The organism is Paraburkholderia elongata (genome assembly GCF_013177735.1).
Classification (GTDB): Bacteria; Pseudomonadota; Gammaproteobacteria; order Burkholderiales; family Burkholderiaceae; genus Paraburkholderia; species Paraburkholderia elongata.
The window spans coordinates 47,638-69,121 of record NZ_WOEZ01000276.1; the positions used below are offsets into that span (position 1 = coordinate 47,638).

At 59.2% G+C, this 21,484-nt stretch carries 32 protein-coding genes; 2 read left to right on the forward strand and 30 right to left on the reverse strand.

What is annotated here, in order from left to right:
* Positions 1 to 65: 65 nt before the first annotated feature.
* The 3 genes from ccsB to GNZ13_RS45540 form a co-directional block, all read right to left on the reverse strand.
* Positions 66 to 1,277, reverse strand: a complete 1,212-nt coding sequence (gene ccsB / locus GNZ13_RS45530) for a c-type cytochrome biogenesis protein CcsB (protein WP_172177384.1) — start codon at positions 1,275 to 1,277, stop codon at positions 66 to 68.
* 4 nt (positions 1,278 to 1,281) lie between these two features.
* Complete coding sequence (locus tag GNZ13_RS45535; protein WP_172177386.1) at positions 1,282 to 3,504, reverse strand: cytochrome c biogenesis protein ResB; 2,223 nt, start codon at positions 3,502 to 3,504, stop codon at positions 1,282 to 1,284.
* 116 nt (positions 3,505 to 3,620) lie between these two features.
* The gene (locus tag GNZ13_RS45540) at positions 3,621 to 4,274 is read right to left on the reverse strand and encodes a c-type cytochrome (RefSeq protein WP_172177388.1); all 654 of its coding nucleotides are present in this window, start codon (positions 4,272 to 4,274) and stop codon (positions 3,621 to 3,623) included.
* A 216-nt stretch (positions 4,275 to 4,490) separates the two neighbouring features.
* On the opposite strand from GNZ13_RS45540, the gene yihA reads away from it, so the two are divergent.
* Together yihA and hemB are read left to right on the forward strand one after the other, a co-directional pair.
* Positions 4,491 to 5,144: a ribosome biogenesis GTP-binding protein YihA/YsxC gene (yihA, locus tag GNZ13_RS45545; RefSeq protein ID WP_172177390.1), complete on the forward strand. Its 654-nt coding sequence runs from the start codon at positions 4,491 to 4,493 to the stop codon at positions 5,142 to 5,144.
* A gap of 249 nt (positions 5,145 to 5,393) precedes the next feature.
* On the forward strand, positions 5,394 to 6,392 hold the full coding sequence (hemB, locus tag GNZ13_RS45550) for a porphobilinogen synthase (RefSeq protein WP_172177392.1): 999 nt from the start codon (positions 5,394 to 5,396) through the stop codon (positions 6,390 to 6,392).
* Positions 6,393 to 6,508: 116 nt separating this feature from the next.
* Here hemB and dsbD read toward each other — a convergent pair whose 3' ends face one another.
* The 27 genes from dsbD to rplB form a co-directional block, all read right to left on the reverse strand.
* Positions 6,509 to 8,383, reverse strand: coding sequence for a protein-disulfide reductase DsbD (gene dsbD, locus GNZ13_RS45555; RefSeq protein ID WP_172177395.1), 1,875 nt, complete (start codon positions 8,381 to 8,383; stop codon positions 6,509 to 6,511).
* Complete coding sequence (cutA, locus tag GNZ13_RS45560) at positions 8,376 to 8,708, reverse strand: divalent-cation tolerance protein CutA (RefSeq protein WP_407945706.1); 333 nt, start codon at positions 8,706 to 8,708, stop codon at positions 8,376 to 8,378. The genes dsbD and cutA overlap by 8 nt, the downstream gene beginning before the upstream one ends.
* Before the next feature lie 183 nt (positions 8,709 to 8,891).
* Positions 8,892 to 9,284, reverse strand: a complete 393-nt coding sequence (rplQ, locus tag GNZ13_RS45565; protein WP_006052227.1) for a 50S ribosomal protein L17 — start codon at positions 9,282 to 9,284, stop codon at positions 8,892 to 8,894.
* Between the two features lie 181 nt (positions 9,285 to 9,465).
* Positions 9,466 to 10,443 (reverse strand): DNA-directed RNA polymerase subunit alpha, encoded by a 978-nt coding sequence (locus tag GNZ13_RS45570; RefSeq protein WP_006052226.1) that lies wholly within the window; start codon positions 10,441 to 10,443, stop codon positions 9,466 to 9,468.
* A 124-nt stretch (positions 10,444 to 10,567) separates the two neighbouring features.
* Positions 10,568 to 11,191 (reverse strand): 30S ribosomal protein S4, encoded by a 624-nt coding sequence (rpsD, locus tag GNZ13_RS45575; protein WP_172177399.1) that lies wholly within the window; start codon positions 11,189 to 11,191, stop codon positions 10,568 to 10,570.
* A gap of 156 nt (positions 11,192 to 11,347) precedes the next feature.
* Positions 11,348 to 11,752 (reverse strand): 30S ribosomal protein S11, encoded by a 405-nt coding sequence (gene rpsK, locus GNZ13_RS45580; RefSeq protein WP_006052224.1) that lies wholly within the window; start codon positions 11,750 to 11,752, stop codon positions 11,348 to 11,350.
* A gap of 28 nt (positions 11,753 to 11,780) precedes the next feature.
* Positions 11,781 to 12,146, reverse strand: coding sequence for a 30S ribosomal protein S13 (rpsM, locus tag GNZ13_RS45585; RefSeq protein WP_012434566.1), 366 nt, complete (start codon positions 12,144 to 12,146; stop codon positions 11,781 to 11,783).
* A 41-nt stretch (positions 12,147 to 12,187) separates the two neighbouring features.
* The gene (gene rpmJ / locus GNZ13_RS45590; RefSeq protein WP_004199844.1) at positions 12,188 to 12,304 is read right to left on the reverse strand and encodes a 50S ribosomal protein L36; all 117 of its coding nucleotides are present in this window, start codon (positions 12,302 to 12,304) and stop codon (positions 12,188 to 12,190) included.
* Between the two features lie 20 nt (positions 12,305 to 12,324).
* Positions 12,325 to 12,543: a translation initiation factor IF-1 gene (gene infA, locus GNZ13_RS45595; protein ID WP_004521905.1), complete on the reverse strand. Its 219-nt coding sequence runs from the start codon at positions 12,541 to 12,543 to the stop codon at positions 12,325 to 12,327.
* 8 nt (positions 12,544 to 12,551) lie between these two features.
* A complete protein-coding gene (gene secY, locus GNZ13_RS45600) occupies positions 12,552 to 13,898 on the reverse strand; it encodes a preprotein translocase subunit SecY (protein ID WP_172177402.1) in 1,347 nt (448 codons plus the stop codon).
* Positions 13,899 to 13,944: 46 nt separating this feature from the next.
* Positions 13,945 to 14,379: a 50S ribosomal protein L15 gene (gene rplO, locus GNZ13_RS45605; protein ID WP_074281990.1), complete on the reverse strand. Its 435-nt coding sequence runs from the start codon at positions 14,377 to 14,379 to the stop codon at positions 13,945 to 13,947.
* 29 nt (positions 14,380 to 14,408) lie between these two features.
* Entirely contained in the window at positions 14,409 to 14,591 is a 183-nt protein-coding gene (gene rpmD / locus GNZ13_RS45610) for a 50S ribosomal protein L30 (RefSeq protein ID WP_007180126.1), read from the reverse strand.
* Positions 14,592 to 14,601: 10 nt separating this feature from the next.
* Positions 14,602 to 15,120, reverse strand: coding sequence for a 30S ribosomal protein S5 (rpsE, locus tag GNZ13_RS45615; protein ID WP_006052219.1), 519 nt, complete (start codon positions 15,118 to 15,120; stop codon positions 14,602 to 14,604).
* Between the two features lie 14 nt (positions 15,121 to 15,134).
* Entirely contained in the window at positions 15,135 to 15,500 is a 366-nt protein-coding gene (gene rplR / locus GNZ13_RS45620; protein ID WP_006052218.1) for a 50S ribosomal protein L18, read from the reverse strand.
* Positions 15,501 to 15,512: 12 nt separating this feature from the next.
* Complete coding sequence (gene rplF / locus GNZ13_RS45625) at positions 15,513 to 16,043, reverse strand: 50S ribosomal protein L6 (protein WP_028199570.1); 531 nt, start codon at positions 16,041 to 16,043, stop codon at positions 15,513 to 15,515.
* Positions 16,044 to 16,061: 18 nt separating this feature from the next.
* Positions 16,062 to 16,457 (reverse strand): 30S ribosomal protein S8, encoded by a 396-nt coding sequence (gene rpsH / locus GNZ13_RS45630; RefSeq protein ID WP_006052216.1) that lies wholly within the window; start codon positions 16,455 to 16,457, stop codon positions 16,062 to 16,064.
* A gap of 14 nt (positions 16,458 to 16,471) precedes the next feature.
* On the reverse strand, positions 16,472 to 16,777 hold the full coding sequence (gene rpsN, locus GNZ13_RS45635) for a 30S ribosomal protein S14 (protein ID WP_120289167.1): 306 nt from the start codon (positions 16,775 to 16,777) through the stop codon (positions 16,472 to 16,474).
* 7 nt (positions 16,778 to 16,784) lie between these two features.
* Positions 16,785 to 17,324: a 50S ribosomal protein L5 gene (rplE, locus tag GNZ13_RS45640; RefSeq protein ID WP_006052214.1), complete on the reverse strand. Its 540-nt coding sequence runs from the start codon at positions 17,322 to 17,324 to the stop codon at positions 16,785 to 16,787.
* Positions 17,325 to 17,341: 17 nt separating this feature from the next.
* Positions 17,342 to 17,650, reverse strand: coding sequence for a 50S ribosomal protein L24 (rplX, locus tag GNZ13_RS45645; protein ID WP_172177404.1), 309 nt, complete (start codon positions 17,648 to 17,650; stop codon positions 17,342 to 17,344).
* A gap of 9 nt (positions 17,651 to 17,659) precedes the next feature.
* Positions 17,660 to 18,028 carry a 50S ribosomal protein L14 gene (gene rplN / locus GNZ13_RS45650; protein WP_006052212.1) on the reverse strand — a complete coding sequence of 123 codons (369 nt, stop codon included), beginning with the start codon at positions 18,026 to 18,028 and terminating at the stop codon, positions 17,660 to 17,662.
* Between the two features lie 290 nt (positions 18,029 to 18,318).
* Complete coding sequence (gene rpsQ, locus GNZ13_RS45655; protein WP_007180129.1) at positions 18,319 to 18,591, reverse strand: 30S ribosomal protein S17; 273 nt, start codon at positions 18,589 to 18,591, stop codon at positions 18,319 to 18,321.
* Positions 18,588 to 18,782: a 50S ribosomal protein L29 gene (rpmC, locus tag GNZ13_RS45660; RefSeq protein WP_035933103.1), complete on the reverse strand. Its 195-nt coding sequence runs from the start codon at positions 18,780 to 18,782 to the stop codon at positions 18,588 to 18,590. The genes rpsQ and rpmC overlap by 4 nt, the downstream gene beginning before the upstream one ends.
* A gap of 10 nt (positions 18,783 to 18,792) precedes the next feature.
* A complete protein-coding gene (gene rplP, locus GNZ13_RS45665) occupies positions 18,793 to 19,209 on the reverse strand; it encodes a 50S ribosomal protein L16 (protein WP_007180131.1) in 417 nt (138 codons plus the stop codon).
* 2 nt (positions 19,210 to 19,211) lie between these two features.
* Entirely contained in the window at positions 19,212 to 20,018 is an 807-nt protein-coding gene (rpsC, locus tag GNZ13_RS45670; protein ID WP_011490053.1) for a 30S ribosomal protein S3, read from the reverse strand.
* A gap of 11 nt (positions 20,019 to 20,029) precedes the next feature.
* Complete coding sequence (gene rplV, locus GNZ13_RS45675; protein ID WP_197070230.1) at positions 20,030 to 20,362, reverse strand: 50S ribosomal protein L22; 333 nt, start codon at positions 20,360 to 20,362, stop codon at positions 20,030 to 20,032.
* Between the two features lie 7 nt (positions 20,363 to 20,369).
* Positions 20,370 to 20,645 carry a 30S ribosomal protein S19 gene (gene rpsS, locus GNZ13_RS45680; protein WP_054036552.1) on the reverse strand — a complete coding sequence of 92 codons (276 nt, stop codon included), beginning with the start codon at positions 20,643 to 20,645 and terminating at the stop codon, positions 20,370 to 20,372.
* Between the two features lie 10 nt (positions 20,646 to 20,655).
* Positions 20,656 to 21,483: a 50S ribosomal protein L2 gene (gene rplB / locus GNZ13_RS45685; RefSeq protein WP_063497538.1), complete on the reverse strand. Its 828-nt coding sequence runs from the start codon at positions 21,481 to 21,483 to the stop codon at positions 20,656 to 20,658.
* Position 21,484: the final 1 nt, after the last annotated feature.

A 21,484-nucleotide genomic window follows, 5' to 3' on the forward strand; every position in this document is an offset into this window, starting at 1 on the left:
CCGTCGAACGATGCGCACGGCAAGCCGGAGCTTCGGACGAAAGGTGCGGGCGCTCCGGTATTCTTTTACAGCTTGCCGTAGCTATGCAGCCCCGACAGGAACATATTAACGCCGAGGAATGCGAAGGTCGTCACCAGCAGGCCGGTCAGCGCCCACCATGCCGCCACCGCGCCGCGCAGGCCCTTCATCAAGCGCATATGAAGCCAGGCTGCGTAGTTCAGCCAGACGATCAGCGCCCACGTTTCCTTCGGGTCCCAGCTCCAGTAACCGCCCCATGCTTCAGCGGCCCACAGCGCGCCGAGGATCGTCGCGATCGTGAAGAACGCGAAGCCGACGGCGATCGACTTGTACATCAGGTCGTCGAGCACATCGAGCGGCGGCAGGCGGTCTGCCAGCACGCCGCGCTCCTTCGCCAGATACGCGACGCCGACCATTGCCGACAACGCGAAGCTGCCATAACCGATGAAGTTAGCCGGCACGTGGATCTTCATCCACCAGCTCTGCAGCGCCGGCACGAGCGGCTGGATCTGCTGTGCGTCACGAGCGACCGAGTACCACATCAGGAAGCCGACCGCCGCGCTGATCACCAGCAGCACGAACGCGCCGAGCGCACGCGTGTTGTAGTGCTGCTCGTAGTACAGATAGAACAACGCCGTGATCAGGCTGAACAGCACGAACACTTCGTACAGGTTCGAGATTGGAATATGACCGACGTCCGCGCCGATCAGGTACGACTCGTACCAGCGCACCATCAGACCGACAAAGCCCATCACCACTGCGGCCCACGTCATTTTCGAACCGATCGCAGCGCCGGTCGGGGAACGCGACAGCAGGCCGATCCAGTAGAAGACGGTGGCGAACACGAAGAGCGCGCTCATCCACAGGATTGCGGACTGACTCGACAGGAAATACTTGAGGAAGAAGGCGCTATCCGCGCGCGACAGATCGCCCTGATAGATCTGGATCGCCAGCAACGACAGCGCTGCAATACCGACCATCAGCGGACGCACGGGCTTCCAGCGCCAGCCGAGTACGACGAATACCGGCACCGCCAGACACAGCACCAGTTTGTCGTAGTAGTTCATGAACGGGTAATAGCGCGACAGCGCGAACCCCGCGCCCGCGACCATCACGACGGCGAACAGCCAGTCGACGATGCCGAGGCGCTTCAGGAAGGGGCGCTCGTCATACTGCGCGACGTTGAGCGCCTCGCTCGCGAACGCCTTGTGCGGCCGCGAGGGTGAAGAGGAGGATGAGGAAACCTGAGTCAAGTCCATGATCTTACCGGGTCGAATCTTGTGAGCGTGCGGACGGCGCGCCGGCTTGGCCGGGTTTGTCGGAGGCGCCGGCGGCGTCGGATGCTTCTATGAGCCTGGTGCCCAACGCGGCGCCGACGGCGTCGCGCGTTTGGACGAACTCCTTTTCGAAATCGAGCGTTTTGCGCGCGCTCGACATCGCCATCACGACATTCGTGCCGTGATCGGTATCTTTGAGCCAGAACCAGAGGCGCCGTTCGCGGACGTAGAACATCGAAAAGATGCCCAACACGAGGAGCAGGCTGCCAAGATACACGACTTTTTTGCCCGGCGCGCGCGTCAACTGAAATACCGAAGCTTGCACCTGCTTGAATGAGTCAAGCTGCAAGTAGACCGGCGAACCATACAAAAAGCTGTCGGATATCGCATTGATCGCGCTTTGGATGAAACGGCTGGCGTCCGCATTGGCCTGCGCATCCGGCTCGCCCAGCTGCTCACGCGACAGTTGCCACAGGTCCCACGTAGCACCTTCCAGCATGCGCAGCAGCAGGCCCGCGGCCTTTTCCTGCTCGCCCTTCGGCACCGAATGATCGATGAACCCGGCGATCGCCTGGAAGCCGCCGACCGCCTGGCCGTTCGGCATCTTGATACCGTTGTCCGCACCGGCAAACAGGGTCAGGACACGCAGTGCGCTTTCCTCCAGGTGCTGCTGCAGTTCGGTATTCGAACCCGGCACCGAGCGCAGCGCAAAACGGTGAGCGGCGGCTGCCCGCATGGCCGGATTTTCAAGCGTGGCGCGCAGGTTCATCCATTCCTTGACGGTACCGCCGGTGTCGGCGGGAATACGCAGGTAGCGGAATGGGTCGTCCGGATTCAGGCGCATGCCGGCGAGGAACATCTTTTCGCCCGCGACGTCCACCGGCAGCATGTAGTTGTTGTACTCGCGCGCCTGGCCGTCCTTGTCACGCACCTTGTACTGCACCGACGGGCCGACGTTATGCAGATCCAGCGGCTTGGAGCTCTTGGCGCCGGAGCCGAGGCGCTCGTCGAACGCCTCTTTCAGCGTGCGATGCGCGGCGACGCCACGGGCGTCGGTCTGGCCGCTGCCGTTCGAGACGTTTTCGACGTTGATCGCGCGGAAATCGGTGAATTCGACGGTCTGGCCGTCAGCCAGCGGCGTAGCCGTGCTCAACGGTGCATTGCCGCCGATCGTGCCGCCGAACGGCGCGTTTTTTGCACTCGCGCCGGACATCGGGTACGCGGTCATCTGCATCTGCGAGCCGCCATCCTGGAAGCTCGACTGGTAGATCGACACGCCGTCGTAGGTGAAGGGCTTGTTCACTTCGACGCGTGCCGGCACGCGCGCGCCCGTCTTATGGTCGACCACGACGATGTCGCTCGCGAACAGCTTCGGCATGCCCGTGGAGTAATAGTCGACGATGAACTTGTTCAGTTCGATCGAGAACGGCAGGTCCTGGATCAGCGAGCCGTCCGGTTGATTCAGGATCGCCGTCGACACATGCTGCCCTTCCGGCACCCATGCGTAACCGCGGAAAGTCGGGTTCGATTGCGAGAGGCGATGTTCCGGCGGAATGTCGTTGATCACCGTGTTGGCGCGAATCGGCGACTTGTCGAACAGCCACATTTGCAACTTGATCGGCAAATTGCTGTCGAGCAGACCGCCCAGACAGATCACCACAATCGCAATGTGCGCGGAGATGTAGCCGAACTTGGTCAGCGCACCGCGCTTGGCGGCGATCAGCGTTGCGCCGTCCGACTCACGCGTGACGAACTTGTAGCCGAGCTGCGCCGAGAGTTTGGCAAGCACCGCCGCGGTCTGCGCGCGCGCGCCGTGCACCGCGAACTCGCCCTTGTGATGGAACGCGCGCAGGCTGCCTTCGCGGACCTTGTCCTTCCAGCTCTTGGCGTCCGCGACCATTTTCGGTGCATTGCGGATCACGCACAGCGACACCGACACCATCAGAAAGCCGAGAATCAGCATGAACCACCACGAGCTGTACACCGTGTACAGGCTCAGCGAGCGGAAGATGTCCGCCCAGAACGGGCCGAACTGATTGACGTAGTTGGGATAGGGATCGTCCTGCGTGAGGACGGTGCCGATGATACTGGCGATCGACAGAATCACGAGCAGCGCAATCGCGAAACGCATCGAACTCAATACTTCGATGATGCTGCGCGTATTGCGATTGCCCGACTTCAACTGCAAACCCGACGTGGTGACGCTCATTCATGCTCCGACTGAACAGCAAAAAAGGGTGAAGGGCTGTCGTAGGCACGACGCCCTCACCCTTTTCTTATTTTGTACCGGCCTCACCGGGCCGGTTGCACTTGCGTGCGGACTTCTTAGTGCAAGCCCGCGATGTAATCGGCTACAGCCTTGATCTCGCTGTCCGACAGACGCGATGCAATGGCGTGCATCGCCTCATTGTTGTTACGTGCGCCCGGACCTTGCGTGAATGCGGTCAACTGCGCCACCGTGTATTCGGCCCACTGCCCCGACAGACGCGGATACTGCGACGGAATCCCTTGACCGGTCGGCCCGTGGCAGCTTGCGCATGCCGGCACGCCCTTATCGGCAATCCCACCGCGATAAATCTTCTGACCGAGCGGGACGGTATCTTTGTTATGCGCGTAGCCTGGCTTCGGAGTCTGCGTCGAAAAATAAGCAGCCACGTTGGTCATGTCCTGGTCGGACAGCGCCGCAGCCATGCCCGCCATGATCGCATTATTGCGCGCGGGCTGCTTGGCGCCCGGCTGCGTCTTGAAATCCACCAACTGCTTGACGAGATACTCAGGATGCTGGTCCGCCAACTTCGGATACGCACCGCCAGCACTGTTGCCGTCTGCACCGTGACATGCCGCGCAAACCTGCACCGCGATTGCCTGCCCCCGATTGACGTCCGGCTTTGCCGGATCTGCTGCTCGTGCCTGAATTGCCAAACCTGAAAGACCTGCCGCTACTTGAAGCACCATCAGAGTCTTGCACAGTCGATTCATTCGCACACCCTGTCTCGTCTTGTGGGATTTTAGAGGTTTTGCAAGATACGACAGCGACTGAGTGACCGCAAAGGGCCGCCAAGGCACGCGGGCTGGCCCCCTCAGGTTTTCAGTAAACCATCGTATTGTACAATAACTCGCTAATCGCTAAGACGCCAGTCGGGCTTGACCCGTCCCCACTCCGGGTTCCCCGGCGTCTCGAATCTTGGCCTGATCATGTCCTTCCTGCTCCATCAATCCCGCTTTTTCACGACCGTCAATCACTTGCGTGATCTGCCGGCCACCGCGCAACCCGAGATCTGCTTTGCGGGACGCTCGAATGCGGGCAAATCCACGGCCATCAATATTCTGTGCAACCAGAAGCGCCTCGCGTTCGCCAGTAAAACACCTGGCCGCACGCAGCACATCAATTATTTCTCGGTAGGCAAGGAGGACGAGCCGACTGCGCACCTGGTCGACCTGCCGGGCTACGGTTATGCGGAAGTGCCGGGCGCAGCCAAGGCTCACTGGGAAGCGCTGCTCTCCACCTACCTGCAATCGCGCTCGCAACTGCGCGGCATGATCCTGATGATGGACTCGCGCCGCCCGCTGACGGATCTGGACCGGCGCATGATCGAGTGGTTCGCGCCGACCGGCAAGCCGATCCACACGCTGCTGACGAAGTGCGACAAATTGACGCGCCAGGAAAGCATCAACGCCTTGCGTACGACGCAGAAAGGCTTGGCTGAATATCGTACCGCCGGCTACCAGGGCGAATTGACCGCGCAGTTGTTCTCGGCGCTCAAACGCGTCGGCATCGACGAAGCGCACGAGCTGATCGAAAGCTGGCTGATCCCCGATGCGAAGGGCGAAGCAGACGCGCCGCAGTAACCACGCGGCTTGTACGAGCCGGGCAAAAGCGCCTTTTCGGCCGCCCATAAAAAAACCCGCCGCTTTAACGGCGGGTCAAACAGCCTAATCGAAAAAACGACAGGCACCCGCTCAGGGAGGAGAAGCGGGGAGGTCAGCGCAGGGCGCCTTGCTCGATCGGTATGATATACCATTGTCTCGAAAAGTTTCCGGGAGCGGAGGCAGGCGCTACTTGTCCACTCCACACATCCACGTTTCTTCGATTCGTTTATGAGCTTCTTTCCGCACTACCGTCCGCGCCGCATGCGCCGTGACGACTTCTCGCGCCGTCTGATGCGAGAAAACATCCTCACCACCAACGATCTGATCTATCCCGTGTTTATCGTCGAAGGCACCAACGTGCGGCAAGCCGTACCGTCGATGCCGGGCGTCGAGCGCGTGTCGGTGGACCTGCTGATGGGCGTGGCCGAGCAATGCGTCGAGTTGGGTGTGCCGGTGCTATCGCTCTTCCCGGCAATCGAGCCTTCGTTGAAGACGCCTGATGGCCGCGAAGCGACTAATCCCGCCGGTTTGATCCCGCGCGCGGTTCGCGAACTGAAAAAGAACTTCCCCGACCTCGGCGTGCTTACCGATGTCGCGCTCGATCCGTATACGAGCCACGGCCAGGACGGCATGCTCGACGAAGCCGGCTATGTGATCAACGACGAGACCGTCGAGATCCTCGTGGAACAGGCGCGTGCGCAAGCTGAAGCGGGCGTCGATATCGTCGCGCCCTCGGACATGATGGACGGCCGCATCGGCGCGATCCGCGAAATGCTCGAAAGCGAGGACTATATCCACACGCGGATCATGGCTTACTCGGCCAAGTTCGCGTCGGCGTTTTACGGCCCGTTCCGCGATGCCGTCGGTTCCGCGACGAACCTTGGCAAGGGCAACAAGATGACCTACCAGATGGACCCCGCCAATTCGAATGAAGCGCTGCGCGAAGTGCAAGCGGACATCGAGGAAGGCGCTGACATGGTGATGGTCAAGCCGGGCATGCCGTATCTGGACATCGTGCGTCGTGTGAAGGACGAGTTCAAGTTTCCGACTTACGTGTATCAGGTCAGCGGCGAATACGCGATGCTGAAGGCGGCCGCGCAGAACGGCTGGCTCGATCACGACAAGGCGATGATGGAATCGCTGCTGGCGTTCAAGCGGGCTGGCGCGGATGGCGTGCTGACCTACTTCGCGCTGGATGCCGCGCGGATTTTGCGCTCACAGAAGTGATTTGACGCGTCGCCCTGGCTGGCGGCGTTAGTCTGAACGCTTGAAAAAAACGGAGGCGGACTTTTCAGTCACGCCTCCGTTTTTTTATGCACGCCCACGCGGGCGAACCGCTTCGGCTAGGCGCCGGGCGCACTCGCGCGATCGAGGCTGCGCAAAAACTTGTCCGCGGACTCGTATCCGACAACGCGCAACACTTCCTTGCCGCCTCGATCGAACAAGATAATGCCAGGCGGCCCGAACAGGCCGAAACGCTTGAGCAGCATCTGATCGTCGGCGTTATTCGCGGTGACGTCGGCGCGCAGCAGGTTCATCTGCTTCAATTTCGCCTGGACACGCGGATCGCTGAACGTGAACTTCTCCATCTCCTTGCAACTCACGCACCAGTCTGCGTAAAAATCGAGCATAGCGGGCTGCGCAGCCGTTTTGACGGCCTCGTCGAGCTCCGTCGAGGACCGAACCGGAGCGAATGCCAGATCGCCCTGTGACGCCGTATTCGGCGTATTGGAGACATTTGCCACGCTTGCCTCCGCGCCGCCGCGCGCAGCCACGACAGCTAGCGGACGCAGCGGATCGGTGGAGCCTGCCGCGAGGCCAACCAGCAGCACCGCTGCCCAGATTGCCAGCGCCGCGCCGATACCACGGCCGAGCCGGCGCCAAACGGAAGCGCCCGCCGCCGCGGCCGAGAAAAGACCGAGTCCGGCGGCGGCGATCAGCAACCACAGCGCACTCAACAGCATTGTCGCGGTCGCACCGAGCACCGGCCAGACGATCCACAGGGCCGCCGCAAGCAGCACCACGCCGAAGAACACCTTGACGCCGTTCATCCATGCACCGGCGCGCGGCAGCAAAGTACCTGCGCCAAGCCCGATGATCAGCAGGGGCACGCCGAGCCCGAGTCCCATCGAGAACAACGCCGCGCCACCGAGCAACGCGTCGCCTGTATGCGCGATGAATGCCAGCACGGCAAATAGCGGCGCGGTCATGCAGGCGCCAACCACTAACGCGGACAGCGCACCCATGACGGCCACTGCGGCAAACTTGCCACCGGAGCGCCCGGTCGACGCACGCGACACGCCGTCCTGCCAGCGCTGCGGCAAGGCGATGTCGAAGCCCGCGATCAGCGTCAACGCGAAAACTGTCAGCAGTACGCCGAACGTACCAAGCACCCACGGATTCTGCAGCCACGCACCAAGGCTCTGTCCAACGAGCGCTGCCGCAATGCCAAGCGCCGTGTAAACAAGCGCCATGCCGATCACATACGCCAGCGACAACGCAAAGCCACGGGCACGCGTCACCCGCGCGCCTTCGCCGATGATGATCGCGGACAGGATTGGAATCATCGGATACGAGCACGGCAGCAGACTGAGCACAGCGCCGGCCACGAAATAGAGCCCGATGATCGCGAAGAAGCCTCCGCCTTGCAGTAGCGACTGCGCATAGTCGGCGCTGGTGGCGCGCTCATACCACGACGCGCCGGCCGCCGCGGATTGCTGCGTGGCGGCAGCACCCGCTGTGCTGCCGGCAGGCCGCAATGCGTCACCACTCACGTGATACACGCGCTCCATCGGCGGATAGCAGATGCCGGCATCGGCGCAGCCTTGAGACGTAACAGCGAGATCGAACGGCCCCTGGGCCTGTTTCACCGGGATGCGAATCGTCAGTTCATTGCGATAGGTTTCGACGTTCTTGTTGAAGGTCTGATCGAACTTGACGTGACCGGCCGGCAATTGCGGCTCACCGATCGTCGTCGTGCCGTTACGGGTCGCAAACGCGAAGCGCTCGCGGTACATGTAGTAACCGTCCGCGATCTTGTAAGTGACGTCGACTTCGCCGGGTTTTTCGGTCGCGCTGAATTTGAAGGCGACGGCGGGATCGAGGAAGTCGTCCGCAGCGTGCGCAGGCGTGCCCAACTGAGCGAAGATCAGGCAACCGAACAGGAAGAAGACGGCGCGCAACGCATGACGTGCACGTCGATTGAGACCGTTAAACATGGAGAGGACGTTGGGTTTCAGCAGTGATCCACTGGCCGTACGCGGCCGATGCCGTCGCTTGCCATGAAAGGATTTCCGGCGTGTCGTAGGGATGGTGCGCCTGAATGTACTGCTCGAGCTCGAGCGCGCGTGCCGCGCTCGTCTTGAACAGCAACTGGATCTCCTGCGCCGTTTCGATCGCGCCCTGCCAGTGATAGCTCGACTGCACGGCGCCTACCTGCGTGACGCAGGCGCACAGCCGCGCGGCCAGTGCGTCCGCCGCGAGCTTCTGAGCAACGCCGGCATCGGGTACCGTCGTCAGAATTAAGGTCACATTCACGCTCACAAAGGCTCCGGCCAGGCACGATTCAGGTGCCGATATCGTATCACCTAGCCTCGTGGTGCCGCTGAGGCCTCTGCTGCAGGCGTGCGGCATTTGGCCGCCGCGATCGACATGCCGCCACGAAATTTGCCGCCATAAACAAAAAAGCCAGGCTTGGCGCCTGGCTTTTCTTCTATGCTAAAAAGCTTACTCAGCTTCTTGCACTTCAACTTCTTCGACTTCCGGACGGTCCAGCAATTCGACCAGTGCCATCGGTGCGTTGTCGCCGACGCGGAAGCCGAACTTCAAGACGCGCAGGTAGCCGCCCGGACGGGTAGCGTAACGCGGGCCGAGGACTTCGAACAGCTTCGTGACCGAGTCACGATCGCGCAGGCGGTTGAACGCCAGACGACGATTTGCCAGCGACGGCTTCTTGCCGAGCGTGATCAGCGGCTCGACGACTTTACGGAGTTCTTTCGCCTTCGGCAGCGTCGTCTTGATGACTTCGTGCTCGATCAACGAGTTGGACATGTTACGGAGCATTGCCAGACGGTGGCTGCTCGTGCGGTTCAGTTTCCGCAGACCATGACGGTGACGCATGTTAATTCCTTTGATTCAAAGTTTTGGTCCAGCTCTTCTATCGCGCTCGGTCTACCCTCGGTTTCCCAACGGTGACGAGTGCACGGGCCGGTAGTGAAAAAAGACAAGACGCGGATTTTAAAGGAAAATCCGCGTCTTTGCCAGTGCAGCGGCGGGTTCTGTCCCGAGATTACTTCTCGACTTACTTGTCCAAACCTGCCGGCGGCCAGTTTTCGAGTTTCATGCCGAGCGTCAAACCACGCGACGCCAGTACTTCCTTGATTTCGTTCAACGACTTGCGACCCAGATTCGGGGTCTTGAGCAACTCGTTTTCCGTGCGTTGGATCAGGTCGCCGATGTAGTAAATGTTCTCGGCCTTCAGGCAGTTCGCGGAACGAACCGTCAGTTCGAGATCATCGACCGGACGCAGCAGGATCGGATCGATCTGCGGCGCACGCGACGGCGCTTCAGCCGTTGCTTCGGTGCCTTCCAGTGCAGCGAACACCGACAGTTGATCAACCAGAATACGCGCCGATTGACGGATCGCTTCTTCCGGCGAGATCACACCGTTGGTTTCGATGTTCATCACGAGCTTGTCGAGGTCGGTACGCTGTTCGACGCGCGCGCTTTCAACAGCGTAGCTCACGCGGCGAACCGGCGAGAACGACGCGTCCAGCACGATACGACCGATGATCTTGGCCGATTCTTCGCCGTAACGACGCACGTTGCCCGGCACATAACCACGGCCCTTTTCGACCTTGATCTGCACGTCGAGCTTGCCGCCCTTCGACAGATGCGCAATCACGTGATCCGGGTTGATCACTTCGCAATCGTGCGCGAGTTCGATGTCGCCAGCGGTGACAACGCCTTCGCCTTCCTTGCGCAGCGTAACCGTCACTTCGTCACGGTTATGCAGCTTGAACACCACGCCCTTCAGGTTCAACAACAGGTTGACCACATCCTCTTGCACACCGTCGAGCGTCGAATACTCATGTACGACGCCTGCGATCGTCACTTCGGTCGGCGCGTAGCCGATCATCGACGACAGCAGCACGCGCCGAAGCGCGTTACCCAAGGTGTGGCCGTAACCGCGTTCAAACGGTTCCATGACCACTTTCGCGTGGCTCTCACCAAGCGATTCAACTGCGATGATCTTGGGCTTCAACAAACTGGTTTGCATAGGTTTTCCTTTTCAATACCCTCGGCTCGTTACACCGATAAGGCTGACCGGTAACAACCTGAAAATAAACAGCCGAGACGCCCCCTTGCGCAACGCAATCGGGGTGCCCCGGCCGTTAATCCGATTACCGCGAATACAATTCGACGATCAGGCTTTCGTTGATATCGCCAGCGATGTCGCTGCGTTCCGGCTTCTGCTTGAACGTACCTTCGAACTTCTTCGAATCGACAGCAACCCAGCTCGGCAGACCGCCTTGCTCAGCCAGCGACAGCGCTTCGAGAATACGCGCCTGCTTCTTCTTTTGTTCGCGCACTGCGACGACGTCGCCTGCCTTCACTTGCATCGACGGGATGTTCGACACAACACCGTTCACCGCGATCGCCTTGTGGCTCACCAGCTGGCGCGCTTCAGCGCGCGTCGAGCCGAAGCCCATGCGATACACGACGTTGTCGAGACGCGATTCGAGCAATTGCAGCAGGTTTTCACCCGTGTTGCCCTTCAGGCGGTCGGCTTCAGCGAAGTAACGGCGGAATTGACGCTCCAGGATACCGTAGATGCGCTTCACTTTTTGCTTTTCGCGCAGCTGCGTACCGTAGTCGGACGTACGTGCACCCGACGTGCGGCCGTGTTGGCCAGGCTTGCTGTCAAGCTTGCACTTGTCAGCGAGCGAACGACGGGCGCTCTTCAGGAAGAGGTCAGTGCCTTCACGGCGGGACAGCTTGGCCTTAGGGCCGATATAACGTGCCACGTTGATTCCTTCAATGATTAATCGCACGAATGCATGCACTCGCGCTAGTTCGAACCCTTTGGGTCGAACGGTGGGCTTAGTCAATTCAATAGCGCAAGCAGCCTGTGGTCGCCGGCTTGAACACCGGCGGCAACAGGCGCTAGCGAAAACAGCGTCTTAGATACGACGACGCTTCGGCGGACGGCAGCCGTTGTGCGGGACCGGAGTCACGTCGGAGATCGCGGTGATCTTGATACCAAGACCATGCAACGCGCGCACCGCCGATTCGCGGCCAGGACCGGGGCCCTTGATACGCACTTCGAGGTTCTTCACGCCGTATTCCATCGCCACGCGGCCAGCCGATTCGGCTGCCACCTGGGCTGCAAACGGGGTCGATTTACGCGAACCCTTGAAGCCCTGACCACCCGACGTTGCCCAAGCAAGTGCATTGCCTTGACGATCGGTGATCGTGATGATGGTGTTGTTGAACGACGCGTGAACGTGAACCACGCCCTCGGCGACGTTCTTCTTGACCTTCTTGCGAACGCGTTGCGCCGCGGAGTTGTTCGAAGCCTTAGCCATTACGTTTTCCTGTAACTGTCAGTTCCGCTTACTTCTTCAGCGATTGCGCTGCACGACGCGGACCCTTGCGCGTACGGGCATTCGTACGCGTGCGTTGGCCACGCAGGGGCAAGCCCTTGCGATGACGCACGCCACGGTAGCAGCCGAGATCCATCAGGCGCTTAATGTTCATCGTCGTTTCACGGCGCAGATCGCCTTCAACGATGAACTTGCCGACTTCTTCACGCAGCTTTTCGAGGTCTGCGTCGTTCAGGTCCTTGACCTTCTTCGAAAATGCCACACCAGCAGCGACGCAAATGTCGCGCGAGCGCGTGCGGCCGACACCGTAAATTGCCGTCAGGCCGATTTCGGTATGCTGGTGATTCGGGATGTTAACCCCTGCGATACGAGCCATTGTTTTTCCTCAAACAAAAAGCGCAGCAAAAAGCGCGGCGTTCAGCCTTGACGCTGTTTGTGGCGCGGATCAGAGCTGCAAATCACGCGCACAACGCCTTTGCGCTTGATGATCTTGCAATTGCGGCAAATGCGCTTAACCGATGCCATCACTTTCATGATATTACCCTTTTTTCAAATCACTTCGCCCGGAACACGATCCGCGCACGCGACAGATCGTAAGGCGTCAATTCAACCGTTACCTTGTCGCCCGGCAAGATTCGGATGTAGTGCATCCGCATCTTGCCGGATATGTGTCCCAATACGACATGGCCGTTTTCCAGCTTCACCCTAAAGGTAGCGTTAGGCAGGTTCTCGATGACTTCACCCTGCATCTGGATAACATCGTCTTTGGCCATAAGTCCTTTCAACGCATCGGGACGCCGCCGCCTTTGAAATTAGCTTTCTTCAGCAGCGATTCATACTGTTGCGACATAACGTACGACTGCACCTGCGCCATGAAATCCATTGTGACGACGACAATGATCAGCAGCGACGTTCCACCAAAATAAAACGGCACGTTCCAGCGCAGTACCAAAAATTCAGGCAGCAGACAAACAAACACGATGTAGATCGCACCAGCCAGCGTCAGACGCGTCAGGATGCGGTCGATGTATCGCGCCGTTTGATCGCCCGGGCGGATGCCTGGGACGAAAGCGCCACTCTTTTTCAGGTTGTCGGCCGTTTCCCTGCTGTTGAACACCAGTGCGGTGTAGAAGAAGCAGAAGAAGACGATCGCCAACGCGTACAGCAACACGTACACGGGTTGACCGGGCTTAATGGCTTCGGCCACGTTGTGCAACGTGTCTGCGAACCAGCTGGCACGCGACCCTGAACTAAACCAGTTCAGGATGGTTGCCGGGAAGAGAATGATCGACGATGCAAAGATCGGCGGAATCACACCCGACATATTCAACTTCAGCGGCAGATGCGAAGACTGTCCGCCGTAAATCTTGTTACCGACTTGCCGCTTGGCGTAATTCACAAGAATCTTGCGCTGGCCGCGTTCGATGAACACCACCAGATACGTCACACCAGCAATCAGCGCAACCACGATAATCGCCGAGATGATGCTCATCGAGCCGGTTCGCACCAGTTCGAAAAGACCACCGATTGCGTTCGGGAAACCCGCCGCAATACCGCCGAAAATGATGATCGAGATACCGTTACCCAGCCCACGTTCCGTGATCTGCTCACCCAGCCACATCAGGAACATCGTGCCGGTCACCAGCGTCACGACCGTCGTCAACCGAAATACCATCCCCGGATCGATCACCAGGCCCGGCTGATTTTCCAGTGCGACGGCAATGCCGAACGCCTGGAACGTCGCCAGCAGGACCGTAAAGACACGCGTGTACTGCGTAATCTTCCGTTGACCCGCCTGCCCTTCCTTTTTCAGCGCTTCCAGCTGCGGCGAGACAATCGCCAGCAACTGCATGATGATCGACGCCGAAATGTACGGCATGATCCCCAGCGCAAAAATCGTGAACCGCGAAAGTGCACCACCCGAGAACATGTTGAACATGCCAAGGATGCCGCCCGACTGGCTTTGGAACAACTTTGCCAGCTGGTCCGGGTCAATACCCGGCACCGGAATGTGCGCGCCGATACGGTAGACGATCAACGCCAGCAGCAGGAATACTGCACGCCGACGCAGATCGCCAAACTTCGCCGCGCTGCGACCGGGTTTTGCGAGACTCGGACTGTTAGCCAAGTACCTTCTCCGATGCAAATGCTAGTGACGGCAAATAACTTGCGCGTTACTCGGCAAAAGAGCCGCCGGCTGCTTCAATCGCAGCGCGCGCACCCTTCGTCGCACCCAGACCCTTCACAACGACCTTGCGCTTGAGCTCGCCCGTCGCGATGATCTTGGCGCTCTTGATCAGCTCGCCGAGCAGGCCGGCTTGCTTCAGAGCCAACAGATCGATTTCGTCGACCGGCAGCTTTTCCAGATCAGAGAGACGCACTTCACCGACGAATTCCTTCGTCAGCGAGGTGAAGCCACGCTTCGGCAGGCGACGTTGCAGCGGCATTTGACCGCCTTCGAAGCCAACCTTGTGAAAGCCGCCCGAACGCGACTTCTGACCCTTGTGACCACGGCCAGCAGTCTTGCCCAGACCGGAGCCGATACCACGGCCGACGCGACGCTTAGCGTGCTTCGAGCCTTCAGCCGGCTTCAGGTTATTCAATTCCATTATCAACTCCTTGAGTCCTGGTCAGCCGCTTAGCTGATGACCTTAACGAGGTACGAAACCTTGTTGATCATGCCGCGCACAGCCGGCGTGTCCTGCAACTCGCTAACCGAGTTGAGTCGGCGCAGACCCAGGCCACGCACCGTAGCACGGTGCGTTTCACGGGTGCCGATCAGGCTCTTGACGAGCTGGACCTTGACAGTTTTATCAGACATGGTGTCCACCTTAGCCCAGAATATCTTCGACGGACTTGCCGCGCTTCGCCGCGATATCACCCGGCGTCGACTGCTTGCGCAGACCGTCGAGCGTTGCACGAACGAGGTTGTACGGGTTCGTCGAACCGTGGCTCTTGGCCACAACGTTCTGCACGCCCATCACGTCGAACACTGCGCGCATCGGGCCGCCAGCGATCACACCGGTACCGTCCTTGGCCGGAGCCAGGAGGACCATCGATGCGCCGTGCTTACCGTGCACTTCGTGTTGCAGGGTACCGTTCTTAAGCGGCACCTTGAACATGTTGCGGCGAGCCTGTTCCATCGCCTTCTGAACAGCGACCGGCACTTCCTTCGCCTTGCCCTTGCCCATACCGACGCGGCCATCACCGTCGCCAACCACGGTCAGTGCGGCAAAACCGAGAATCCGGCCGCCCTTCACAACCTTGGTCACGCGGTTGACCGAAATCATCTTTTCGCGCAGGCCGTCGTCGCGTTCGTCAGCCTGAACTTTCGCTTGCATCTTTGCCATGACGAATTCTTCCCTTAGAACTTGAGTCCGGCTTCGCGCGCCGCATCAGCCAGCGCTTTCACGCGGCCGTGGTAACGGAAACCCGAACGGTCGAAGGCGACGGATTCGATGCCGGCAGCCTTAGCCTTTTCTGCAATGCGCTTACCGATCAGGGTCGCAGCAGCGACGTTGCCGCCCTTGCCCGTCTGATCAGCCAGTTGCGCACGCACTTCGGCTTCGAGCGTCGACGCGCTGGCGAGCACCTTGGTGCCGCACGGCGAGAACACTTGCGCATAGATGTGCGTGTTCGTGCGATGCACGGCGAGACGCGCGACCTGCAGCTCAGCGATCTTGATACGCGTCTGACGAGCGCGGCGCAGGCGAGATTGAGTCTTATCCATGATTGCGCACCCTTACTTCTTCTTCGTTTCTTTGAGGATCACAACCTCATTGGCGTAACGCACACCCTTGCCCTTGTAGGGCTCCGGCGGGCGATAGCCGCGCACTTCTGCAGCGACTTGGCCAACTTGTTGCTTGTTGATCCCCTTGATCACGATTTCGGTTTGCGTCGGGGTTTCAGCCTTGACGCCTTCCGGCATCTGGTGCACCACGGGGTGCGAGAAACCCAGCGACAGATTCAGCTTGTCGCCTTGCGCCTGTGCGCGGTAACCGACGCCAACCAGCGTCAGCTTGCGCTCGAAACCCTTCGTCACGCCGTTCACCATGTTCGCAACCAGTGCGCGCATCGTGCCCGACATCGCATTCGCTTCGCGGCTTTCATCCACCGGCTCGAACTTCAGCGTGCCGTTGTCGTTCACCACTTTCACGAGGCTGTTTGCAGCCTGCGAAATCGTACCCAGCGGGCCCTTGACGGTAATGCGTTCGTCGCTCAGGGCCACTTCTGCGCCTTGCAGCGCGATCGGGCTTTTACCTACTCGAGACATGTTTCTCTCCTTTCGGCCTTAAGCGACGTAGCAGATGACTTCGCCGCCAACGCCCGTTGCACGCGCCTTGCGGTCCGTCATCACGCCCTTCGGCGTCGACACGATTGCCACGCCGAGGCCATTCATGACCACGGGGATGTCGTTACGGCCGCGGTACACACGCAGACCAGGCTTCGAAACGCGTTCAATGCGCTCGATCACCGGACGGCCAGCGTAGTACTTCAACACGATGTTCAATTCAGACTTCGCACCTTCGGACTTCACTGCGAAATCATCGATATAGCCTTCGTCCTTCAGGACCTGCGCAATCGCAACCTTGACTTTCGACGAGGGCATTGTCACCGAAACTTTCTCAACCATCTGCGCATTGCGGATGCGAGTCAGCATATCGGCGATAGGATCACTCATGCTCATTTACGTTTCTCCTATTACCAGCTCGCCTTGGTCAGGCCAGGGATCTCGCCGCGGAACGCGATTTCGCGAATCTTGTTACGCGCCAGCCCGAATTTACGGAACGTGCCACGCGGGCGACCGGTAATTGCACAACGATTGCGCTTACGGGTCGGGTTAGAGTTGCGCGGCAGTTGTTGCAGTTCCAGACGTGCTACGTAATGCTCTTCGTCCGACTTGCTCATATCGCCGATGATCGCTTTCAGCTCAGCACGCTTGGGAGCGTACTTAGCGGCCAGGCGAGCACGCTTCTTTTCACGTTCGATCAGTGCCAGTTTAGCCACGGTAACCTCAGTTTCTGAACGGGAACTTGAAGCTGGCGAGCAGAGCCTTTGCTTCGTCGTCGGTCTTCGCAGTTGTCGTGATGCTGATGTTCAGCCCACGCAGTGCGTCGATCTTGTCGTAGTCGATTTCGGGGAAAATGATCTGCTCTTTCACACCGATGTTGTAGTTGCCGCGACCATCAAATGCACGACCCGACACGCCACGGAAGTCGCGCACACGGGGGAGCGCAACCGTCACGAAACGGTCCAGAAATTCGTACATTGCCTGACCACGTAACGTGACCATTGCACCGATCGGATAGCCCTGACGGATCTTGAAGCCAGCGATTGCCTTGCGTGCCTTCGTGATCACCGGCTTCTGGCCTGCGATCTTCGTCAGGTCGCCAACGGCGTTTTCGATGATCTTCTTGTCAGCAACCGCTTCGCCAAGGCCCATGTTCAGGGTGATCTTGGTGATGCGCGGCACTTCCATCACGGACTTGTAACCGAACTTCTCGATGAGGCCGGGTACAACCTTTTCTTTGTAAAACTCTTGCAAACGAGCCATTTTTTTACTCCGCTGCGTCAGGCGCTCAGCTCGGCACCGGTCGTCTTAAGGAAACGGACCTTCTTGTCTCCTTCGACCTTGATGCCTACACGCGACGCCTTGCCATTCGCGTCGACCAATGCGACGTTCGAAATTTGCAGCGGCATCGTCTTGGCTTCCACACCGCCCGTCGTACCCTTCATCGGGTTCGGCTTGACGTGCTTCTTGACGAGGTTGATACCCTCGACAATCACAGTGCCTTCGCCAACGGACAGCACGATGCCGCGCTTGCCCTTATCTTTGCCGGTGATGACGATAACTTCGTCACCTTTGCGAATCTTGTTCATCGCGACTCCTTACAGCACTTCAGGTGCCAACGAAACGATCTTCATGAATCGTTCGCTGCGCAACTCGCGCGTAACAGGCCCGAAAATACGGGTGCCAATAGGTTCGAGCTTGGCATTCAACAGCACTGCGGCATTGCCATCGAACTTGATCAGCGAGCCGTCTTGACGACGCACGCCCTTGGCGGTGCGAACCACCACGGCGTTATAAATTTCGCCTTTCTTCACGCGCCCGCGCGGCGTTGCTTCTTTGACGGTCACCTTGATGATGTCGCCAATGCTGGCATAACGACGCTTCGAGCCGCCGAGAACCTTGATGCACATGACTTCACGCGCACCGGTGTTGTCGGCCACTTCAAGCCGAGTTTCGGTCTGGATCATGGTTTATCTTTCCCAACTTAATCCGGTCACACCACCATGGCGTACCCGGTCAGTCTTGGTCCCGTCAGCCAATCGGCTGCTTGGGTATGAACAGCAGCGACGGCAAACGAAACCCGCCATCGCAATCCGGTGAATCCTTCGGAACAGACTGGCGCCTGAACCGCTTCCCCCACCAACTTCGCCCGCGACGGGGCTCCCATAAAAGAGGGAAGACCGAGATTATAACTGATAATCCCGGCCTTGCAAGCGAAACTTACTGCGATTTCAACTACTTCTACAGCTTTGCGGCGTCAGATGACGCGAGCAGCCTCGACCAGGCGAGCCACAACCCAAGCTTTCGTCTTCGAAATCGGACGCGTTTCCTGGATTTCAACGAGGTCACCCTCGTTGTAAGTGTTCGCATCGTCGTGCGCGTGGTACTTCTTCGAACGCACAACGTACTTGCCGTAGATCGGGTGCTTCACGCGGTGCTCAACCAGCACGGTGACCGTCTTGTCCATCTTGTTGCTGACGACCTTGCCGACCAGCGTCCGCTTGAGCGAGGTTTTTACGCTATCGTTCATTTCTGGTTCGCCTTCTCAGTCAGGACGGTCCGCACGCGTGCGATGTCGCGACGAACCTTCTTCAGCTGGCTCGTGTTCGTGAGCTGCTGGGTCGCGAGTTGCATGCGCAGGCCGAATTGCGCCTTCAACAGGTCCGTCAGCTCCTTGTTGAGCGCGGCCTGATCTTTCTGGTGAAGTTCGGAAGCCTTCATCATTTGCTCCTTAGGCGCCGAGCTGACGCACGATAAACGTCGTCTTAAGCGGCAGCTTAGCTGCAGCCAGACGGAACGCTTCGCGTGCCAGCTCTTCGGTTACGCCGTCCATTTCGTACAGCATCTTGCCCGGTTGAATCTCTGCGACGTAGTACTCAGGGTTACCTTTACCGTTACCCATCCGTACTTCAGCCGGCTTGTGCGAGATCGGCTTGTCCGGGAAGATGCGGATCCAGATGCGGCCACCACGCTTGATGTGACGCGTCATTGCACGACGTGCCGCTTCAATCTGGCGCGCGGTCAAGCGACCACGACCGATAGCCTTCAGGCCGAACTCACCGAACGACACCGCGTTGCCGCGGGTAGCGATACCGGTGTTACGACCCTTCTGCTCTTTGCGATACTTTCTGCGTTTCGGTTGCAGCATCGTTATTCTCCAGTCTTCCCGCCGTCGCCGGCACCGCCAGCACGACGAGGAGCGCCACGGCGTGCACCTGCCGGGCCACCACCTTCACCATCGCGACGCGGACGGCGATCGCCACCCGGACGTGCGTTGCGGCGCGGACGCTTTTCTTCGGCGACTTCTTCAACCACCGGTGCGTCGTTGCGGCCGAGCGTGTCGCCCTTGTAGACCCACACCTTCACGCCGATGATGCCGTACGTCGTCTTCGCTTCCGAAGTTGCGTAGTCGATATCAGCACGCAGCGTATGAAGGGGCACGCGACCTTCGCGATACCATTCCGTACGAGCGATTTCGATACCGTTCAGGCGGCCAGCGCTCATGATCTTGATGCCTTGAGCACCCAGACGCATTGCGTTTTGCATCGCACGCTTCATCGCGCGGCGGAACATAATCCGGCGCTCGAGTTGTTGCGTGATCGAATCCGCGATCAGTTGCGCATCGGTTTCCGGCTTACGGATTTCTTCGATGTTGACGTGGACCGGAACGCCCATGCGGCGTTGCAGTTCCGACTTCAGCAGCTCGATATCCTCGCCCTTCTTACCGATGACGACACCCGGACGCGAGCTATAAATCGTGATGCGCGCGTTCTTCGCCGGACGCTCGATAACGACGCGACCAACCGAAGCGTTTTTCAGCTTCTTCTTCAGGTATTCACGAACACCGATGTCTTCCTGCAACATCGCCGCGAAATTGTTGTTGTTCGCGTACCAACGCGACGCCCAATTGCGGCTGACGGCCAAACGGAAGCCAGTCGGATGAATTTTCTGTCCCATCGTATGACTCCTTAATTCCCGACCGTCACAGTGATGTGACAGGATTGCTTCTCGATGCGGTTACCGCGGCCTTTAGCGCGCGCGGTAAAACGCTTGAGCGACGCAGCCTTGTCGACCATGATGCTCGTTACTTTGAGCTCGTCGATATCGGCGCCTTCGTTATGCTCCGCATTCGCGATCGCCGACAGCACAACCTTTTTCACGATTCCCGCAGCCTTCTTCGGCGAGAACGTCAGAACGTTCAACGCCTTGTCGACCGGCAAACCGCGGATCTGGTCAGCCACAAGGCGCGTTTTCTGCGCCGAGATGCGGGCACCGCGATGAATTGCTTTCACTTCCATCATGATCCCCTTATTTCTTAGCCTTCTTGTCGGCTGCATGACCCTTGAACGTCCGGGTCAATGCGAACTCGCCAAGCTTGTGGCCGACCATGTTTTCCGAGATGTACACCGGAACGTGTTGACGGCCGTTATGCACAGCAATCGTCAAACCGATGAAGTCCGGCAGAATCGTCGAACGACGCGACCAGGTTTTGATCGGCTTCTTGTCACGTGCAGCGGCTGCCGACTCAACTTTCTTCAGCAAATGGGCGTCGCAGAACGGACCTTTTTTTACAGAACGTGCCATTGCCTACTCCTTAACGCTTGTGACGGCGCTGGACGATCATGCTCGTCGTGCGCTTGTTGCTGCGGGTGCGATAACCCTTAGCAGGCGTGCCCCACGGGCTCACCGGATCGCGACCTGCAGCCGTCTTGCCTTCACCACCACCGTGCGGGTGATCGACCGGGTTCATTGCAACGCCACGCACCGTCGGGCGGATACCGCGCCAGCGGTTCGCGCCAGCCTTACCGATTTGACGGAGGCTGTGCTCTTCGTTGCCAACTTCACCAATCGTCGCGCGGCATTCAACGTGAACGCGGCGGATTTCACCGGAGCGCAGACGGACCTGTGCGTAGATGCCTTCACGAGCCAGCAACATCGCCGACGTGCCAGCCGAACGCGCCATTTGCGCGCCCTTGCCCGGCAGCATTTCGATGCAGTGGATCGTCGTACCGACCGGAATGTTGCGGATCGGCAGCGTGTTACCTGCGCGGATCGGAGCTTCCGAACCCGACATCAGTTGCTGGCCAACCGTCACACCCTTCGGAGCGATGATGTACTTGCGCTCGCCGTCTGCGTACAGAACCAGCGCGATGTTCGCGCTACGGTTCGGATCGTACTCAAGACGTTCAACCTTTGCCGGAATGCCGTCCTTGTTGCGACGGAAATCGACGACACGGTAGTGATGCTTATGACCACCACCCTTATGGCGCGTGGTGATGTGGCCGTTGTTGTTACGGCCGGCGGTCGTGGATTGCGAATCGAGCAGCGGTGCGAACGGCTTGCCCTTATGCAGATCCTTGTTGACCACCTTGACCATCGCACGGCGACCCGGCGAAGTCGGCTTAACTTTAACGATTGCCATG

Coding starts and splice junctions, on each gene's coding strand:
- rplQ (WP_006052227.1), bottom strand. CDS start 9,284: ATGCGTCACCGTCATGGTCTGCGGAAACTGAACCGCACGAGCAGCCAC.
- hemB (WP_172177392.1), top strand. CDS start 5,394: ATGAGCTTCTTTCCGCACTACCGTCCGCGCCGCATGCGCCGTGACGAC.
- rpsQ (WP_007180129.1), bottom strand. CDS start 18,591: ATGAACGATAGCGTAAAAACCTCGCTCAAGCGGACGCTGGTCGGCAAG.
- rpsE (WP_006052219.1), bottom strand. CDS start 15,120: ATGGCAAAGATGCAAGCGAAAGTTCAGGCTGACGAACGCGACGACGGC.
- rplN (WP_006052212.1), bottom strand. CDS start 18,028: ATGATCCAGACCGAAACTCGGCTTGAAGTGGCCGACAACACCGGTGCG.
- rpsH (WP_006052216.1), bottom strand. CDS start 16,457: ATGAGCATGAGTGATCCTATCGCCGATATGCTGACTCGCATCCGCAAT.
- rpsC (WP_011490053.1), bottom strand. CDS start 20,018: ATGGGACAGAAAATTCATCCGACTGGCTTCCGTTTGGCCGTCAGCCGC.
- rplE (WP_006052214.1), bottom strand. CDS start 17,324: ATGGCTCGTTTGCAAGAGTTTTACAAAGAAAAGGTTGTACCCGGCCTC.
- rplV (WP_197070230.1), bottom strand. CDS start 20,362: ATGATGGAAGTGAAAGCAATTCATCGCGGTGCCCGCATCTCGGCGCAG.
- rplP (WP_007180131.1), bottom strand. CDS start 19,209: ATGCTGCAACCGAAACGCAGAAAGTATCGCAAAGAGCAGAAGGGTCGT.
- rplO (WP_074281990.1), bottom strand. CDS start 14,379: ATGGAATTGAATAACCTGAAGCCGGCTGAAGGCTCGAAGCACGCTAAG.
- yihA (WP_172177390.1), top strand. CDS start 4,491: ATGTCCTTCCTGCTCCATCAATCCCGCTTTTTCACGACCGTCAATCAC.
- rpmD (WP_007180126.1), bottom strand. CDS start 14,591: ATGTCTGATAAAACTGTCAAGGTCCAGCTCGTCAAGAGCCTGATCGGC.
- rplR (WP_006052218.1), bottom strand. CDS start 15,500: ATGGATAAGACTCAATCTCGCCTGCGCCGCGCTCGTCAGACGCGTATC.
- rpsK (WP_006052224.1), bottom strand. CDS start 11,752: ATGGCTAAGGCTTCGAACAACTCCGCGGCGCAACGCGTTCGCAAGAAG.
- GNZ13_RS45540 (WP_172177388.1), bottom strand. CDS start 4,274: ATGAATCGACTGTGCAAGACTCTGATGGTGCTTCAAGTAGCGGCAGGT.
- rplF (WP_028199570.1), bottom strand. CDS start 16,043: ATGTCTCGAGTAGGTAAAAGCCCGATCGCGCTGCAAGGCGCAGAAGTG.
- rplX (WP_172177404.1), bottom strand. CDS start 17,650: ATGAACAAGATTCGCAAAGGTGACGAAGTTATCGTCATCACCGGCAAA.
- rplB (WP_063497538.1), bottom strand. CDS start 21,483: ATGGCAATCGTTAAAGTTAAGCCGACTTCGCCGGGTCGCCGTGCGATG.
- dsbD (WP_172177395.1), bottom strand. CDS start 8,383: ATGTTTAACGGTCTCAATCGACGTGCACGTCATGCGTTGCGCGCCGTC.
- GNZ13_RS45535 (WP_172177386.1), bottom strand. CDS start 3,504: ATGAGCGTCACCACGTCGGGTTTGCAGTTGAAGTCGGGCAATCGCAAT.
- rpsM (WP_012434566.1), bottom strand. CDS start 12,146: ATGGCTCGTATCGCAGGGGTTAACATCCCGAATCACCAGCATACCGAA.
- ccsB (WP_172177384.1), bottom strand. CDS start 1,277: ATGGACTTGACTCAGGTTTCCTCATCCTCCTCTTCACCCTCGCGGCCG.
- rpmJ (WP_004199844.1), bottom strand. CDS start 12,304: ATGAAAGTGATGGCATCGGTTAAGCGCATTTGCCGCAATTGCAAGATC.
- rpmC (WP_035933103.1), bottom strand. CDS start 18,782: ATGAAGGCTTCCGAACTTCACCAGAAAGATCAGGCCGCGCTCAACAAG.
- rpsS (WP_054036552.1), bottom strand. CDS start 20,645: ATGGCACGTTCTGTAAAAAAAGGTCCGTTCTGCGACGCCCATTTGCTG.
- infA (WP_004521905.1), bottom strand. CDS start 12,543: ATGGCCAAAGACGATGTTATCCAGATGCAGGGTGAAGTCATCGAGAAC.
- GNZ13_RS45570 (WP_006052226.1), bottom strand. CDS start 10,443: ATGCAAACCAGTTTGTTGAAGCCCAAGATCATCGCAGTTGAATCGCTT.